Here is a 16600-nt window from a genome sequence, read left to right on the forward strand (position 1 = left end):
CGAGGCCCCATGATCCTGCGCCACCTTCTGCGAATGTCCCGATGGGCGCGCAATCCGCCTTCGGACCAGCGGGTCAAGCTGGTGCTGGGCCTGATCGTGCTGTGTCTGGTGATTGCCGGTGTTGAATACATGGGCTGGTGGCCCGAATGGGCAACCAGCCAGCCGCGCAAGCTCAGACCGTGACCGGCGCGTCCAGAACCTGACGGATTGCCGCAAGAAAGATACCCGCGCCGACAGGGATCAGCGCATCGGGGAAATCATAGTCGGGGTTGTGCAGTTGCGGATGGTCAACCCCGGACCCCAGCCAGAACATCGCGGTTTTCGACCCCTTGGCGAATTGCCCGAAATCCTCCGAAAACCTTTGAGGCAAGGTAGTCAGGCGCGGTTGTACCCCGGCCTGCGCGCAGGCTTGAGCCAAGATCTGCACGGCCTCAGGGTGATTGACGCAGGCCTCGAAAACGTCGTCAAAGGTGATCTCGACACCTAGCCCCTGGTCGGCGGCGGCCTCGCGGACCAGCGCCTCGGCCCGATCGACCAGTTGCGCCATGCGCGCATCTGAGACGGTGCGCAGCGTGACCCATATCTCGGCCTCACCGGGCGCCACGCCGAATGTCGGGGCCCCCAGTTGGGCGTGGGTGACGGTGGTCAGCGCGTAATCCTCGGTCAGCTCTCCGCCAGAGCCCAAGGCGGTGAGGGCCGGCATCAACTGCGCCATGGCCGAGGCCGGCGACAGGCCGTCCTGCGGCGCCGCCGCGTGCGAGGTTTTACCCGTCAGCCGCACCCGCATCCCGCGTGAAGCGCAATTGGTCGGGCCAGAGCACAGCTCGACCGCGCCCAGCTCCAGCCCCGGCAGGTTATGCAGGGAGAACAGGAAATCCGGCTGTATTTCAGCGTATTGCAGATCGTTCCGAAAGTCGCGTGCGCCCTTCCCGATCTCTTCGGCGGGCTGGAAGATCAGCACGACCCGGCCGCGTGGAACGGGCGTTTGCGCCAGGTCCTGCGCGACGCCCAGAACCATGGCCATATGGCCGTCATGCCCGCACAGATGACCCTTGCCCGGAACCTGCGAGTACCAGGGTTTGCCCGACATCTCCAATATCGGCAGCGCGTCCAGTTCGCAGCGGATGCCCACGGTCGGCCCCGGCTGGCCCGAGTCGAACACGGCCGCGACCCCGTGCCCACCGATTGCGGTTAGAACCCGGCCGGTCACACCGCGCAATTGCTCGGCTATGAATGCCGCTGTTTCAGCCTCTTCACCGGAGACCTCGGGCCGCTGGTGCAAAGCGTGGCGCAACGCAGTCAGTTGCGCGAGCCGTTCGGGCGTCACGCCTGCCCCAGCTTTTTCTGTCGTGCCGCCCGCAGACGCGCGAAATCATCGCCCGCATGGTAAGACGACCGGGTCAAGGGCGTGGCCGAAACCATCAGGAACCCTTTACCGTAGGCGGCTTTTTCATAGGCTGCGAACTCTTCGGGCGTGACAAAGCGGTCCACGCGATGGTGTTTCGGCGTGGGCTGCAGATACTGGCCGATGGTCAGGAAATCGATATCGGCGGCGCGCATGTCGTCCATGACCTGGCGCACCTGCTGTTCGTTCTCGCCCAGTCCGACCATGATACCCGACTTGGTGAAGATCGACGGGTCCAGTTCCTTGACCCTCTGCAGCAGACGCAGCGAGTGGAAATAGCGCGCGCCCGGGCGCACCTCGGGGTACAGGCCCGGCACAGTTTCAAGGTTGTGGTTGAACACGTCCGGCTTGGCCGCGACCACGGTTTCCAGAACCGACGGATCGCATTTCAGGAAATCCGGGGTCAGAATCTCGATCGTGGTCTTGGGCGAGCGGTGACGCACCGCGCGGATAGTCTGAGCGAAATGCTCGGCCCCGCCATCAGCCAGGTCGTCACGGTCGACCGAGGTGATGACGACATGGTTCAGGCCCAGCTTTTCCACCGCATGGGCCACCCGGCCCGGTTCGAACGCATCCAACGCATCGGGGCGACCGGTGGCGATGTTGCAGAAGGTGCAGCCGCGGGTGCAGATCTCGCCCATGATCATCATGGTCGCGTGGCCCTGGCTCCAGCATTCGCCCACATTCGGGCAGCCGGCCTCTTCGCAGACGGTGACCAGGTTGTTGTCGCGCATGATCCGGCGCGTGTCGGCATAGCCCTTGCCGCCGGGCGCTTTCACCCGGATCCAGTTGGGCTTTTTCGGCTGCGCATTGTCGGGCTTATGCGCCTTTTCCGGGTGACGTTGTTCAGGGATTTTCAGATCGCGCACGGGGCCGGTTTCCTGACTTTGGGTCAATTTGGTTGGTGCATAACATAAACCGGTCGGATGTATTACGCCAGCCGTGCATAGCAGCCATGCGTCAGCGTTTCGCAGATGCAAAATAGGAGGGCGATTTTCTAGGGGATCAACGCAAATTTCTACATGATTTCGATAGATAAGAGGATATTCGCAAACGCAGCACATCCCGTGTTGAAGCCGGTTTGGAATCGTTTTAACCCACGGGCCGAACAAATGTGAATCACAGGAGATGCCCCATGAAAACCGGCGCCAAGCTGCCCGACGTGACATTCCACACCCGCGTGCGCGACGACTCGATCGAAGGGCCCAACCCGTTCCGCTGGGAAGACAAGACCACGACCGACTACTTCGCAGGCAAGCGGGTCATCCTGTTCTCGCTGCCCGGTGCATTCACGCCCACCTGCTCGACCTACCAACTGCCGGGGTTCGAGGACAACTACGAGGCGTTCAAGGCCAAGGGCGTCGACGAGATCTACTGCATGTCGGTCAATGACAGCTTTGTCATGAACAAATGGGCGCAGGATCAAGGGCTGAAGAACGTCAAGGTCATCCCCGACGGGTCGGGTGAGTTCACTCGCAAGATGGGTATGCTGGTCGACAAGTCCAATCTGGGATTTGGTATGCGCTCGTGGCGCTATGCAGCCATCATCAACGACGGTGTGGTCGAGGCGTGGTTCGAAGAGCCCGGCCTGATGGACAACTGCCCCGAGGACCCCTATGGCGTTTCGTCGCCCGAAAACCTGATGAAGCACTTGGAAGAAGCGCAACAGCCCGAAATGGCCTGAGCCGTCAACCCGCCTCCACTCGAAGGGCTCGCCGCGCGCGGGCCCTTTTCAGTTCCGAGTTTCTGAAACGATGTTTTCGCCGACCTGCCGGATCACCTGGGCCAGTTGATCGAACCACACCGCCCCATCCGACGAATCGCGCCGCACAAGGCCGATCTGCCGCGCGGGCTCCGGGGCGCCGAACCGCAGCAGCTTCAGCCCCGGCACGGCATCGGCCTCGGAACGCGCCGCCAATTCCGGAATCAAGGTCAGGCCGAACCCCTCCGCCACCAACCGCGACAGCGTGGCCAAAGACGACGCGCCCATGTTGATATGGGCGCTGGTCCGGTCCTGCCCGCACACCTCAAGTGCCTGATCCGTCAGGCAGTGCCCGTCTTCTAGCAGCATCAGTTGGGCCGCGTTCAGGTCGATCGGGCGCAGAGCGTCGGGGCTGACGGTCAGGCTGTTCAGGCGCGTCTCGCTGCCAGCCAGCAGAAAACGGTCCTCGAACAGGGGCAACTCATCCAGGCCGCGCGCGCCCACCGGCAGGGCCAGCACGGCGGCGTCGATCTCGCCCGCTTTCAGCATCGACAGCAACCGCTCGGTGCGTGCCTCGCGTACCTGTACGCGCAGGGACACATCCGCCGACCGCAGACCAGCCAAGACACCCGGCAGCAGATACGGTGCGACCGTCGGGATCAAGCCGACCGACAGACTGCGATGCCCGGTGGAGTTGTCACGCGCAAACCGATCCAACCGTTCGGCCGCGCCCAAAATGCGCCGTGCGTGCTCAAGCGCGTCGCGCCCCAACGGTGTCAGCAGAACATCTCGGGCGCGCCTTTCAAATAGCGGCCCGCCCATGATGTCTTCCAAAGCCCGTATCTGCACCGATAGTGCCGGTTGAGACACATGACACACCTGAGCGGCCCGGCCAAAGTTGCGCTGCTCGGCCACGGCGCGGAAGTATTGCAGCTGTCTGAGGGTAAAATTCATAACCCTTGATTATCACCTGTTGCGTTTTCCGCAACTCCGGCCAATCGGACTCAAGTTGGACCAACCGATCAATCTGTCACACTCTGCTTGCTTCTCGTAATGGCGCTTGAGGCGCTGCAACGCAATGCGCAGCACGATCTTCCCAGAACGTGCTGACCAGCCCATCCGTTTCTCGGCCAGTTCCAGGCCTTCCAGATAGCAACAACACCGCAGCGCAACGTCGCTCAACCCCGGACCCAGATCCGACAAAGCCCGAGCCACGCGATCACGCGCCTCGGACGACCCGCGCGCAACCTGAGCATCGCCTTCGAAACCCGCACGACCGCCAGCGGTAAGGAACCGGTCCCAGTTCTGCGTGACCCGCGGTCCGATCTGGGCCAGCTCGAAATCCTCGCGCAGTCGCTCTCCGGCGCGTACCAGGCTTTCGTCCAGAAACGGCTTTCCATCCCGGTCGCGCCGGCGCGACAAGGCAATCAGGGGGCTCTCCGCTGCGCAATAACGGATGCGCCGTGGACGCTTCTCGTCGGCTTGACTGCGCGTTTTGAACTTCGCCGGTGCCTCGGCCATGCCATATTCAGTCTGTGTCCGCGCGCGGTTTTCGGCATCGGCAATCAACTGGCTTAATGCGGTTCGGCCCATTTGCGTGATCCGGTAACGCGACACACGCCCCGCATTGTCACAAACGATCCAGTCCTTCAGAGCCAGAGCCTGAGCGGTCTTGCAATCAACAACGGCGGTCCGAGTTGTACCGCCCTCGCCGCTGTCGCGGACAACGACCGCCTTTTCCATGTCCTCGGCCACGGCCAGAACCGCACCCGTTTCGCAAAGGCGCCGCAGCACCCGCAAAGCCTCGCGCTCGAACGCCTCGTCTTCGGCATTGGGAATGCGATGAGGATCATCGCCGACGCTAAACAAGGGACCAGAGGCGACTTCATTCCCCGCACCGGGAAAGTGTGTTTCGGCAAGTGACTGCAGTGCTGCATCCACCAAGGGATCGTCGCGGCGCATTTCGATCCTTCGAATCTGTCGCAGAATGGTTGACGCGTGACACCCTGCCGACCGCGCCAGATCCCGGATCGACCGTCCCGCCTCGGTATGGGCCAGGTATCGCTGTGCCCCTTCGGGAACCCAAGCTGGAACGGTGAATGCGGTGCTGTTTTCCATCGTTATTCGCCCTCGTCGACAATCAAACTGCCACTGTCCGCCGTCGGATAAAGTGTTAACCAAATCTACCTAGAGTTGCTTTCGTTACTCGTTCGTTAACCTCCAACGGCTCTGACCAGAATTGATTCAAAAAGATAAACAGTCGTGAAACCATCGTTCGGCGCGAACCCATTCACGGCAACACCCGCTTGGGTTGTGCAAAATTGCTGCAGGCAAAATTGAACAGAGGAAAGCCGAAATGCAGGACCTGATGACTATGATCACCGCCCTCCGCCGCCCGCGGCTGCTGTCTCGGGCAGCCAAGGTCGGAGCACAGGAATACGACCGTGACCGCCACTTGCAGCGCCTGTTTGGCTATGGCGCGCTACCGGGAACCGGAGTGGCCTTGATGCGACTGTTGGAGATGGAGCGGAGCGTCGACGACCAACGACGCTCGGGCGACGCCGCGTATTCGCTGGTGCGCCACCTTGATCTACTGATCGCACTGATTGGTGAGGCGCGACTGCATCAAGCCAGCCGCGCCCCGGAACTTCATGTCGTCAAGTGAAGGCGTCGGGCATGGACGCTTTCTTTTCCTCGACATAGGCGGTTAGCGCCGCCAGTTTTTCCGGGTCGAGTTGCGGTTGCTGGTAGTTGGCCAGCAGATGCTCGACCCGGGCCGAGGCCAGCATGCGCGTGTCCCGCGCACCCTCTTCTTCCCATGTTTCAAAGGGTTTGTAGTCCAGCAGGTCGGTCTTCCAGAAGGCGCTTTGGAAATTGGCCTGGGTGTGCGCACAACCAAGATAGTGACCACCCGGCCCCACCTCACGAATCGCGTCCATGGCCTGCGCGTTTTCATCATAGGCCACCCCTTTGGCCAACGCATGAAGCGCTCCCAACTGATCGGCATCCATGACGAATTTTTCGAAGTCCGCAACCAGACCGCCTTCGAGCCAGCCACATGCATGCAACATGAAGTTGACGCCTGACAGCAGACCCATGTTCAGCGAATTCGCAGTCTCGTAAGCCGCCTGCGCGTCCGGAAGCTTGGACCCGCAGAACGACCCGGCCGAGCGGTATGGAACACCCAAACGGCGCGCCAACTGACCGGCGCCATAGGTGATGTGCGCGGCTTCGGGCGTGCCGAAAGTCGGTGCACCAGAGTTCATGTCGATCGACGACACGAATGCGCCAAAAATGGCCGGTGCACCCGGGCGGATGATCTGGCTGTAGGCGATGCCGGCCAGCACCTCGGCCAGCACCTGCGTCAGAGTACCAGCAACCGAAACCGGGGCCATCGCGCCGCCCACGATGAAGGGCGAGATGATGCAGGCCTGATTGTTGCGCGCATAGACTTCCAGCGACCCCATCATCACGTCGTCGAACGTCATCGGCGAGTTGATGTTGGTGAGCGAGGTCATCACGGTGTTTTCCTGCACGAACTCCTTGCCGAACAGGATTTCGCACATCTCGACCGAATCCTGCGCCCGGCTGGGATCGGTTACCGACCCCATGAAGGGTTTGTCCGACAGCGTCATATGCGCCATCAGCATGTCGAGGTGCCGCTTGTTCACCGGAACGTCCGTCGGTTCGCAGACCGTGCCGCCCGAGTGGTGCAGCCACTTGGACATGTAGGCCAGTTTCACGAACTTGTTGAAATCGTCCATCGTGGCATAGCGGCGGCCACCCTGTGCGTCCCGCACGAAAGGCGGTCCGTAGACCGGCGCCAGCACAAGGTTGCGCCCGCCGATTACCACCGATTTTTCGGGGTTGCGCGCGTGCTGCGTGAATTCCTTGGGCGCGGTCTTGATCAGTTCGCGGGCCAGACCTCGCGGAATGCGAACGCGCTCACCATCGATGTCGGCCCCGGCACCGCGCCATCGTTCCAGCGCCGCAGGGTTGTCGACGAAATTGACGCCGACCTCCTCCAGCACGGTTTCCGCATTGGCCTCGATGATCTCCAACGCTTCGTCATTGAGGATCTCGAAGTTCGGAATGTTGCGTTCGATATACTTCGCCGTTTCGATCCGAACCGCGGTACGCTCGGCCCGGCGGGCGGCGCCTCCGCCACCACGCGCTCTGCGTCGGGTGCTTGCCTCTGTCATGCGATGATCCCGTGTGAAAGTTTAGATTGGATTGCTTGTTACAAGATGCCGCGACTTCACCAGATGTGGATTCCGGCGCAATAGGGGGAAAAGCGACATATTCCGCGCTATCCAGCACCAGCAACAGGCCTTACGGGGCGTCAGGTTGGCTTGCTGAAATAAACCTTGTTCCCCTCGTGCCCGGTCTCCTGCCACCCAAGATGACGGTACATCGCGCGGGTGTCCGCCATCAGGCGGTGGGTTGTCAGGCGCATGTTCCGAACCCCGTTTTCGCGAGCCTCTGTCGCGACGAAATTGAGCAGCCGACGAGCAATGCCCCGCCCTTGCGCATCCGGTGAAACGGCCAGATTAAAGATCATCGCGGTTTCTCTTTCGAAACCAAAAACCACGACACCCTGCAGGGATGTTTCATCCGCGGCGACAACGACGTTCCGGTCGCGAATGTCCTCCTCGACCCCCTCGGTCACATCCGGCAGGTCGGGAATGGACTGGCGCGCTGCGGCATAGGCCGCTTCGATACATCGGCGGATGGGCTCCGCATCGGTTGCCACAGCCCTTCTGAGCGAAATTCCGGTCATTCAATGCGCTCCGCGTCACTCTTTCCCGCCAAATGACGTCAAGGCGCTTGCACATGCAAGGCTTCCGACCTAAAGGCCGGGTATGACCGAGACATCCCATGACCGCCTTCTGATCATCGACTTCGGCAGCCAGGTAACGCAGCTAATCGCCCGCCGCCTGCGCGAGTTGAACGTCTATTGCGAAATCCACCCCTACCAGAACGTCACGATGGATTTCGTGCGGGACATGGCCCCGCGCGCCATCATCTTTTCCGGCGGGCCGGACAGCGTGACCCGCGAGGGATCACCGCGAGTCCCGCAAGAGATCTTCGACTATGGCGTTCCGATCCTGGGCATCTGCTATGGCCAGCAGGTCATGATGCACCAGCTGGGCGGCAAGGTCGAAAGCGGCCACGGCACGGCCGAGTTCGGACGGGCATTCGTGACGCCGCGCGGCAAGCTCGACCTGCTCGAGGGCTGGTTCACCGATGGCAACGAACAGGTCTGGATGAGCCACGGCGACCATGTCAGCCAAATCGCACCAGGGTTCGAGGTGTTCGGCACCTCGCCCAACGCGCCCTTCGCGATCACCGCCGATACCGACCGCCATTTCTATGCCGTTCAGTTCCACCCCGAGGTGCACCACACCCCCAAGGGCGCAAAACTGTACGAGAATTTCGTGAAGCTGGCCGGGTTCAAGGGCGACTGGACCATGGGCGCCTATCGCGACGAGATGATCCGCAAGATCCGCGAACAGGTCGGCGACAAGAAGGTGATCTGCGGTCTGTCGGGCGGTGTCGACAGCTCGGTCGCCGCTATCCTGATCCACGAGGCGATCGGCGACCAGCTGACCTGCGTTTTCGTCGATCACGGCCTGCTGCGCAAGAACGAGGCGCAGGAAGTCGTCTCGATGTTCCGCGACAACTACAACATCCAACTGATCCACGCGGATGAAAGCGAGCTGTTTCTGGGCGAGCTCGAAGGCGTTTCGGACCCCGAGACCAAGCGCAAGATCATCGGCAAGCTGTTCATCGACGTATTCCAGAAACACGCCGACACGATCGAGGGCGCCGAGTTCCTGGCCCAGGGCACGCTGTACCCCGATGTCATTGAATCGGTGTCGTTTTCCGGCGGCCCGTCAGTCACGATCAAATCGCATCACAACGTCGGCGGCCTGCCCGAAAAGATGGGCCTGAAACTGGTCGAGCCGCTGCGTGAACTGTTCAAGGACGAAGTGCGCGCGCTGGGCCGCGAACTGGGCCTGCCGCCCAGCTTTATCGGCCGCCACCCCTTCCCCGGACCGGGCCTGGCCATCCGCTGCCCGGGCGAGATCACCCGCGAAAAGCTGGAAATCCTGCGCGAGGCCGACGCGATCTATATCGACCAGATCCGCAAGCACGGCCTGTATGACGAGATCTGGCAGGCCTTCGTCGCGATCCTTCCGGTGCGCACAGTCGGCGTGATGGGCGACGGGCGCACCTATGACTATGCCTGCGCCTTGCGGGCGGTGACCTCGGTTGATGGAATGACGGCCGATTACTACCCGTTCACCCACGAATTCCTGGGCGAAACCGCCACCCGGATCATCAACGAGGTCAAGGGCATCAACCGTTGCACCTATGACATCACCTCCAAGCCTCCGGGCACGATCGAATGGGAATGACACCAAAAGCCGGGCGCTGACCCGGCTTTTTTGTTGTTGTGAACCGGCGTCGGTTTTGGTTCGGTGGCCAAACGCACGCTCAGCCCAAGGATCGAAACATGCGCGATAGCAAATCGATGATTGCCAAAACCGCGCTGTGGATGACCGGGGCGATCGCTTCTTTCTCGTCAATGGCCGTTGCCGGGCGCGAGCTTAGCCTGACGCACGACACGTTTGAAATCATGATGTACCGCAGCATTGTCGGCGTCATCGTCGTTTCGGCCGTTTTGACGGCAACCGGCAAATGGCACCAGGTATCGACACAACGTCTGGGTCTGCACGCGGTTCGAAACTCGTTGCATTTTGCGGGCCAAAACCTGTGGTTCTACGCTGTCAGCGTCATCCCGCTGGCGCAGGTTTTTGCGTTGGAATTTACGCAACCGATATGGGTCGTACTCCTGTCTCCGCTTCTGCTGGGCGAACGCCTGACACCCACGCGGGTCATGTCGGCAATCATAGGTTTCGCAGGCATATTGATCGTCGCCCGACCCGGAGCCACACCGCTCACGCCCGGTGTTCTTGCAGCGGCCTCCTCGGCTGTTTTCTTTGCGCTTACAACGATTTCGACGAAGAAACTGACAGGGTTCGCCAGCATCGGATGCATCGTTTTCTGGCTGACTACGATGCAGGCCGCAATGGGTCTTGCTGTTGCCGGAGCGGACGGGCAGATCGTTCTGCCAACCGCTCAAAGCGTGCCCCTGTTGTTGCTGGTCGGGCTGGCCGGCCTGCTGGCCCATTTCTGCATTACAAACGCGCTTGCCATCGCTCCGGCCACGGTCGTTATTCCCTTTGATTTCGCGCGCCTGCCGACGATCGCCATTGTTGGGATGCTGCTGTATCACGAACCCCTGGATCAGTGGACCATGCTGGGCGCCGTCGTGATTTTCTCGGGCATATTCCTGAATGTCTGGTCCGAAGGCCGCGCGGGATCGGGCACTCTGGCAAAAACCACACACAAAAACTGACGTTCGGTCACTGGCAGAAACTAACGTATGGTCAGTGGTTGACGTTTTTTTAAACTCCCCGTGAATAATGGCCACAGAAATCACCGCCACTGACACTCACAAGACAATACTGTGGCGCCGGATAGTGAAAAGGGAGGAATACATGAAGAAAGCGCTGTTACAGGCGTGCGTGCTCTGTGCAGGGGCGACCGCCGCTCATGCCGGCGGTATCGACCGTAGTGGGCAAGGCATCAACATTATCTTTGAGGAAGGTTCCGTCGTACAGTTTCGCCTGGGCTACACCAACCCAAGCGTAAGCGGCACGATGCTGGGCGTGGACTCGGGCAACGTTGCAAACGACTTCTTCTCGCCTCATCTCGCGTACAAGCACGCCTTCACCGACCAACTCGACTTTGCGCTGATCTATGACGAACCGTTCGGTGCCGATATCGCCTACGGTTCGAACTACCCGCTCTCGCAGAACCCGATCCCGGGTGGTCGCACTGACGTTCTGCGCGCGAAAGCCGACACAGAGGCAATTACTGCCCTGTTGCGCTACAAGTTCGACGGCGGCTTCAGCGCCATCGGTGGTCTGCGTATTCAGCGGCTCAGCGCTGACGTTGCCGTGCCGGCGGCGGCTGGTTACGAGGTGAATGCCGACAAGGATACCGCGCTGGGTTACGTCGTAGGTGTGGCTTGGGAAAAGCCCGAGATCGCAGCGCGCGTGGCGCTGACCTACAACTCGAAAATTTCCCATGACCTGTCGCAAACGGAGTCGGTGAACCCAATCCCGATCCCGCCGATCCCGCCTGGAACCGTGGCGACATTCGACACTTCCAGCGAGGTCGTTTCTCCGCAATCGGTGAACCTGGACTTCCAGACCGGCGTTGCCCCCAGGACACTGCTGTTCGGATCGATCCGCTGGGTTGACTGGCCGCAAACGGTTTACGATCCCCCGAACTATCCGCCGACCAGCGCGCTGGTGGACTATGACGATCCGACCTGGACCTATTCGCTGGGTCTTGGCTACCAGTTCTCCGAACAGTTCTCGGGCGCAGTGACCCTTGGCTATGAATCGGCAACCAATGAGCCCGTTTCCAACCTGGGTCCGACCGACGGGTTCTGGAGCATCGGCCTTGGCGGCACCTACTCGATGGATCGCGCCAAAATTTCGGGCGGCGTTCGCTATACCGATCTGGGCGACGCAACCGCTGACGGTGCTGGCCCCGGGGCGCGGGCGAACTTCTCTGGAAACAGCGCGTGGAGCGTTGGTATTCAGGTGACCTACGCCCTGAACTAAGGGATACGCTCATACAGAATTGGAAAACCCCGCCCTTGTGGCGGGGTTTTTCGCATGATCCGGGTCGCTTACCGAATTGCCGAATGCAAGTATTCCGCCTGAGGCAAACAGAAACATGCAAGAAATAGCCATGACGCAACAAAAATCCCTCTCCGCCCTTGCTTGGTTCGAGCTCATTCTTCTTGGACTGATCTGGGGCGCGTCCTTCCTGGCGATCCGCGTCGCACTGGACACGATACCTGTGATGACGGCCGTGTTTCATCGCGTTTTCTGGGCCGCGCTTGCACTTTGGGCCGTCGTTCTCCTCCGCCGAGAAACGATACCGAAGGACCCGCGTATTTGGGGCGCTTTTCTGGTCATGGGTCTGTTGAACAACGTATTGCCCTTCTCGCTGATGGCCTGGGGCCAATTGTATGTCGACACCGGTCTGACCTCGATCTTGAACGCTGCCACGGCAATCTTCGGTGTTCTGGTTGCGGCTGCGTTCTTTCCCGACGAGCGACTGACCAAACGCCGAGCCGTGGGTGTTGCGCTTGGCTTTGGCGGAGTTTCCACCGCAATCGGATTGCACAATTTCCTTGGGTTCAGCCTGCAAAGCGCTGCTCAGCTGGCCATTCTGGCGGGGACCGTATCCTATGCGCTGGCGGCTGTATGGGCCCGTTTGCGCTTGTCAGGCCTGGCGCCGCAGGTTGCGGCGGCGGGAATGCTGAGCGGGTCAACCATCGTCATGCTGCCGGTAATGCTGGTCGTCGACGGTGTGCCATCGTTCGACCTGCCTATGACAACTTGGCTCGCCGTAGCTTATTACGCACTCGTCGCTACGGCTGGGGCCTACCTGCTGTACTACAGGGTTCTGGCCGCTGCCGGCAGCGGCAACCTGCTGCTGGTCACCCTGATCATCCCTCCGGTCGCCATTCTGCTAGGCGCCTATGTCCGGCACGAAACCCTTGCCCCGAATGCCTTCATCGGCTTTGCAATCCTTGCATTGGGATTATTGATCCTAAGCCGAGCCCGCGGCCGAGATTGACGCCATCGCCGGGCCGATTTAGCTAGGACAAAACAAGGGACGGTTGCACATGATCTATAGGTCGGCAAAGGACTGGCGCGAAGCGGCGCGCAAAAAGGTGCTGTTTTTCGGCATGTCCGGCTTGGGCAAGACTTACGTGTCGAACATCCTTCGCGACTCGGGCGACTGGTTCCACTACTCGATCGATTATCGAATTGGCACGCGTTACATGGGTGAATACATCACCGACAACGCCAAGGCTGAGGCAATGAAGGTTCCCTTTCTGCGGGATCTGCTGCTCTCTGACTCGATCTATATCGGTTCCAACATTTCGTTCGAAAACCTGACGCCGGTCGCCGCCTATCTGGGCAAGCCCGGAAACCCGGCGCTGGGTGGGCTGGCGATGCCGGAATTTCGGCGTCGACAAGAGCAGTTCCGGCAGGCCGAAATCCACGCTCTGCTGGACACCGAATATTTCATTGACCGCGCTCAGCGTCTGTACGGGTACCCGCATTTCATCTGTGACACCGGCGGGTCAATCTGCGAATGGGTGGACCCTGACAATCCTTCCGACCACGTCTTGTCGGAACTCTCGCGCCAGACCCTGATGGTCTGGATCAAGGGCGACGACGACCACACCGCCGAACTGATCCGACGGTTCGACAAGGCCCCCAAACCGATGTCTTATCAGGCCGATTTCCTGACGCGCACCTGGCAGGAATACCTTGATCAGCACGGCTGCGCCGAGGCAGAGGTCAATCCCGACGACTTCATCCGCTGGACCTATGCCCGCGCACTGGCCCACCGTCAGCCCAGATACCTATCCATGGCTGAGAATTGGGGGGTCACTGTTACCGCCGACGCAATCGGAAAGGTGCGGGATGCGCGTGATTTCGATGAGTTGATCGAGAGCACACTTGAGACCCGCGCCGCGGCGACCTAACTAGAACGCTTCAGAAGAAACTGGAAAAACCCGCCTCATGCCTATCAAGATTCCGTCCGACCTCCCGGCCTTTGACGTTCTGACGAAAGAGGGCGTCATGGTCATGGCCGAGGATCAGGCCGCACGGCAGGACATCCGGCCCCTGAAGATCGGGTTGCTGAACCTGATGCCGAAAAAAATCCAGACCGAAAACCAGTTTGCCCGATTGATCGGCGCGACGCCTCTGCAGATCGAGTTGTCCCTGATCCGCATGACTGAGCATCAAACCAAAAACACCGCGGCCGAACACATGGAAGAGTTCTACCGCCCTTTTCAGGACGTGAAGGACCAGAAATTTGACGGCCTGATCATCACCGGCGCCCCCATCGAGCATCTGGAGTTTCGGGACGTCACCTATTGGGACGAACTGACCGAGGTGTTCGAATGGACCCGAACCAATGTGCATTCGACCTTCGGCGTATGCTGGGGTGGAATGGCGATGATCTATCACTTTCATGACGTCAAAAAGTATATGTTGGACGCCAAGGCGTTTGGGTGTTTCCGGCATCGGAACCTGTCACCGGCCTCGCCTTTCCTGCGAGGCTTCTCGGATGACTGCGTGATCCCGGTCAGTCGCTGGACCGAAGTCCGTCAGGATGAAATCGACGCTGCCGAAGGGCTTGTGACCCTTCTGGGCAGCGACGAGGTCGGTCCGTGTCTTGTTGAAGATCGGCAGAACCGGGCGCTGTATATCTTCAATCACTTCGAATATGACAGTGACACGCTGAAACAGGAATACGACCGGGACGTGGCCAACGGTACTCCGATCAATGTGCCCATCAACTATTACCCCGACGATGACCCGTCCCGCACGCCTCAGAACCGGTGGCGTAGCCATGCGCACCTCCTGTATGGGAACTGGATCAACGAGATCTACCAGACCACTCCATTCGACATGACGAAAATTGGTCATTAAGTCGTTGATATACATGGGCCTGTTTGCGGCCCTTTTTGGGGCTTTAACGGCTTGGCTTGCCGTACGCCATGAGGCACGGGCCGAGGCCGCGTTTCCGCCAGAGGGTCAGGTATTGGATGTCGACGGCGTTGCTGTACATGCCGTCGTCATGGGCGAAGGCCCGGATGTCGTCCTGATCCACGGGTCCAGCGGCAATACCCGGGACATGACGTTTGCTCTGGCGCCGTTGCTGGCAAAGTCCTTTCGGGTCATTGTATTCGACCGGCCGGGGCTGGGCTATTCTCAGAGCTTCTCGGCGGATGGCGAAAACATCGTTGAGCAGGCAGAAATCCTGCAGAAAGCTGCCGCGATGCTGGGGGCCGACAAACCCATCGTCGCCGGTCAAAGCTATGGCGGATCGGTATCACTGGCCTGGGCTGTGACGCGACCGGACAACATCTCGGCTCTGGTCCTGATCGCCCCGGCCGCGGTGCCATGGGAAACTCCGCTCGATTCCTTCAACCGCATTGCCTCGACCGCCTGGGGAAATGCTCTCGTCCTGCCGTTGATCACCGCCTACGTTCCGGACTGGTACGTCAACAAGGCCCTGGATACGGTCTTTGCCCCCCAGACCGCACCCGAAGGCTATGCCGAGCATTTTGGCCCGGCCCTGACGCTCCGCCGGTCGTCGATGCATGCCAACGCAAAGCAACGGGCCAACCTCCTTGACGAAGTTGCCGAACTGCAACCGCGCTACCCTGAGATATCGGTGCCCACCGAAATCGTGCATGGTACGGCAGATACGACAGTTGGTCTGGGCTGGCATTCCGAGCGGCTGATCGAACAAATCCCCGGCGCTGAGCTGATCGAACTTGAAGGCATGGGGCACATGCCGCAGGTGGTGGACGCTCCGGAAGTTGCTGCTGCGGTCGAACGTGCCGCGGAACGAGCGGGTTTGCGTTAACCCCGCCCGTAATCCATAGTAGAAACTGGATTTTATGGCGAGGCAACTCATGACCCGTGCAGCGGACCGAGCAATCAACAGCTACTTTCGGAACGACGCTCCCGAGAGCGTGCGAAAGGCCATCGAGGACGCTGAAAAAGGCGACATCCTGAACCCCAGCTACCCATATCAGGATAGGATGAAGCGCAAGGACTATGAAAAGCAGATGGAGGCTCTGCAGATCGAACTGGTCAAGATGCAGGCATGGGTCAAGGAAACCGGACAACGCATCGCGATCGTGTTCGAGGGTCGAGATGCAGCGGGCAAAGGCGGTACCATCAAGCGGTTCCGGGAAAACCTGAACCCGCGTGGCGCCCGCAATGTCGCCCTCAGCAAGCCCTCCGACGCCGAGCGCAGCCAATGGTACTTCCAGCGGTACATTCAGCACCTGCCATCGGCTGGCGAGATCGTTTTCTTCGATCGCAGCTGGTACAACCGGGGGGTCGTCGAAAACGTCTTTGGATTTTGCACCGCAGACCAGCGGGAACGCTTCTTCAGGCAGGTCATGCCACTGGAGAACGGGCTTGTTCATGACGGCATTCACCTGTTCAAATTCTGGCTCAACGTCGGGCGCGCAGAACAGCTCAGCCGGTTTCTCGCGCGCGAGAACGACCCGCTGAAACAATGGAAACTGAGCCCTATAGACATCGCCGGTCTGGGCAAATGGGATGAATACACGCAGTCGATTTCTGAAACTCTGACACGCTCCCATTCCGATCTGTGCCCTTGGACGATCATCCGTTCGGACGACAAGAAGCGCGCCCGGCTTGCGGCAATCCGGGCGGTATTGTCGACCTTGGACTATGACGAAAAGGACACCGAAGCCGTTGGAGAGCCCGACCCGATGATTTGTGGCGGACCGGAAATCTGGGATGCGTAGTCTAGGGCGCCTTTGGTCAAGC

General features: G+C 60.3%; 17 protein-coding genes. 11 read left to right on the forward strand and 6 right to left on the reverse strand.

Translation table 11 applies throughout. The features are described 5' to 3' along the window. The first annotated feature begins 9 nt into the window (after positions 1-9). Entirely contained in the window at positions 10-183 is a 174-nt protein-coding gene (locus tag ACR0LD_RS05790) for a hypothetical protein (RefSeq protein ID WP_005983545.1), read from the forward strand. Here the strand turns inward: ACR0LD_RS05790 and ACR0LD_RS05795 are convergent. Together ACR0LD_RS05795 and lipA are read right to left on the reverse strand one after the other, a co-directional pair. Beyond that, positions 173-1327, reverse strand: a complete 1155-nt coding sequence (locus ACR0LD_RS05795; RefSeq protein WP_480635925.1) for an amidohydrolase — start codon at positions 1325-1327, stop codon at positions 173-175. The two genes, ACR0LD_RS05790 and ACR0LD_RS05795, sit on opposite strands and share 11 nt — an antisense overlap. Then, positions 1324-2274, reverse strand: a complete 951-nt coding sequence (gene lipA, locus ACR0LD_RS05800; protein WP_005983549.1) for a lipoyl synthase — start codon at positions 2272-2274, stop codon at positions 1324-1326. Before lipA ends, ACR0LD_RS05795 begins: the two co-directional genes overlap by 4 nt. Before the next feature lie 266 nt (positions 2275-2540). Between lipA and ACR0LD_RS05805 the strand changes: the two genes are divergently transcribed. Then, complete coding sequence (locus tag ACR0LD_RS05805; RefSeq protein ID WP_170357637.1) at positions 2541-3089, forward strand: peroxiredoxin; 549 nt, start codon at positions 2541-2543, stop codon at positions 3087-3089. Between the two features lie 48 nt (positions 3090-3137). Here ACR0LD_RS05805 and ACR0LD_RS05810 read toward each other — a convergent pair whose 3' ends face one another. Both ACR0LD_RS05810 and ACR0LD_RS05815 read right to left on the reverse strand, forming a co-directional pair. Further along, positions 3138-4061, reverse strand: a complete 924-nt coding sequence (locus tag ACR0LD_RS05810; protein WP_480635928.1) for a LysR substrate-binding domain-containing protein — start codon at positions 4059-4061, stop codon at positions 3138-3140. Positions 4062-4073: 12 nt separating this feature from the next. Continuing rightward, the gene (locus tag ACR0LD_RS05815; RefSeq protein ID WP_480635929.1) at positions 4074-5225 is read right to left on the reverse strand and encodes a DUF6456 domain-containing protein; all 1152 of its coding nucleotides are present in this window, start codon (positions 5223-5225) and stop codon (positions 4074-4076) included. Positions 5226-5463: 238 nt separating this feature from the next. On the opposite strand from ACR0LD_RS05815, the gene ACR0LD_RS05820 reads away from it, so the two are divergent. Then, a complete protein-coding gene (locus ACR0LD_RS05820) occupies positions 5464-5772 on the forward strand; it encodes a DUF6477 family protein (protein ID WP_170439405.1) in 309 nt (102 codons plus the stop codon). Here ACR0LD_RS05820 and ACR0LD_RS05825 read toward each other — a convergent pair. After that, positions 5765-7309, reverse strand: coding sequence for a trimethylamine methyltransferase family protein (locus tag ACR0LD_RS05825; RefSeq protein ID WP_170432942.1), 1545 nt, complete (start codon positions 7307-7309; stop codon positions 5765-5767). The genes ACR0LD_RS05820 and ACR0LD_RS05825 overlap by 8 nt on opposite strands. 140 nt (positions 7310-7449) lie before the next feature. Beyond that, positions 7450-7887 (reverse strand): GNAT family N-acetyltransferase, encoded by a 438-nt coding sequence (locus tag ACR0LD_RS05830; protein ID WP_170442569.1) that lies wholly within the window; start codon positions 7885-7887, stop codon positions 7450-7452. Positions 7888-7969: 82 nt separating this feature from the next. Between ACR0LD_RS05830 and guaA the strand changes: the two genes are divergently transcribed. From guaA to ppk2, 8 genes are all read left to right on the forward strand, one after another. Continuing rightward, positions 7970-9529, forward strand: a complete 1560-nt coding sequence (gene guaA / locus ACR0LD_RS05835; protein WP_480635931.1) for a glutamine-hydrolyzing GMP synthase — start codon at positions 7970-7972, stop codon at positions 9527-9529. Positions 9530-9627: 98 nt separating this feature from the next. Then, positions 9628-10533 carry a DMT family transporter gene (locus tag ACR0LD_RS05840; RefSeq protein ID WP_170371167.1) on the forward strand — a complete coding sequence of 302 codons (906 nt, stop codon included), beginning with the start codon at positions 9628-9630 and terminating at the stop codon, positions 10531-10533. Positions 10534-10675: 142 nt separating this feature from the next. After that, complete coding sequence (locus ACR0LD_RS05845) at positions 10676-11812, forward strand: OmpP1/FadL family transporter (protein ID WP_480635933.1); 1137 nt, start codon at positions 10676-10678, stop codon at positions 11810-11812. A gap of 130 nt (positions 11813-11942) precedes the next feature. Then, positions 11943-12839: a DMT family transporter gene (locus ACR0LD_RS05850; RefSeq protein ID WP_170523991.1), complete on the forward strand. Its 897-nt coding sequence runs from the start codon at positions 11943-11945 to the stop codon at positions 12837-12839. Between the two features lie 49 nt (positions 12840-12888). Then, the gene (locus ACR0LD_RS05855) at positions 12889-13761 is read left to right on the forward strand and encodes an ATPase (RefSeq protein ID WP_480635935.1); all 873 of its coding nucleotides are present in this window, start codon (positions 12889-12891) and stop codon (positions 13759-13761) included. Positions 13762-13798: 37 nt separating this feature from the next. Beyond that, positions 13799-14716, forward strand: coding sequence for a homoserine O-acetyltransferase MetA (gene metA / locus ACR0LD_RS05860; RefSeq protein ID WP_480635937.1), 918 nt, complete (start codon positions 13799-13801; stop codon positions 14714-14716). A 13-nt stretch (positions 14717-14729) separates the two neighbouring features. Continuing rightward, positions 14730-15659, forward strand: coding sequence for an alpha/beta fold hydrolase (locus ACR0LD_RS05865; RefSeq protein ID WP_480635938.1), 930 nt, complete (start codon positions 14730-14732; stop codon positions 15657-15659). Between the two features lie 49 nt (positions 15660-15708). Further along, positions 15709-16578, forward strand: coding sequence for a polyphosphate kinase 2 (ppk2, locus tag ACR0LD_RS05870; protein ID WP_480635939.1), 870 nt, complete (start codon positions 15709-15711; stop codon positions 16576-16578). Positions 16579-16600: the final 22 nt, after the last annotated feature.

It is taken from the genome of Ruegeria sp. BF8, assembly GCF_056538625.1.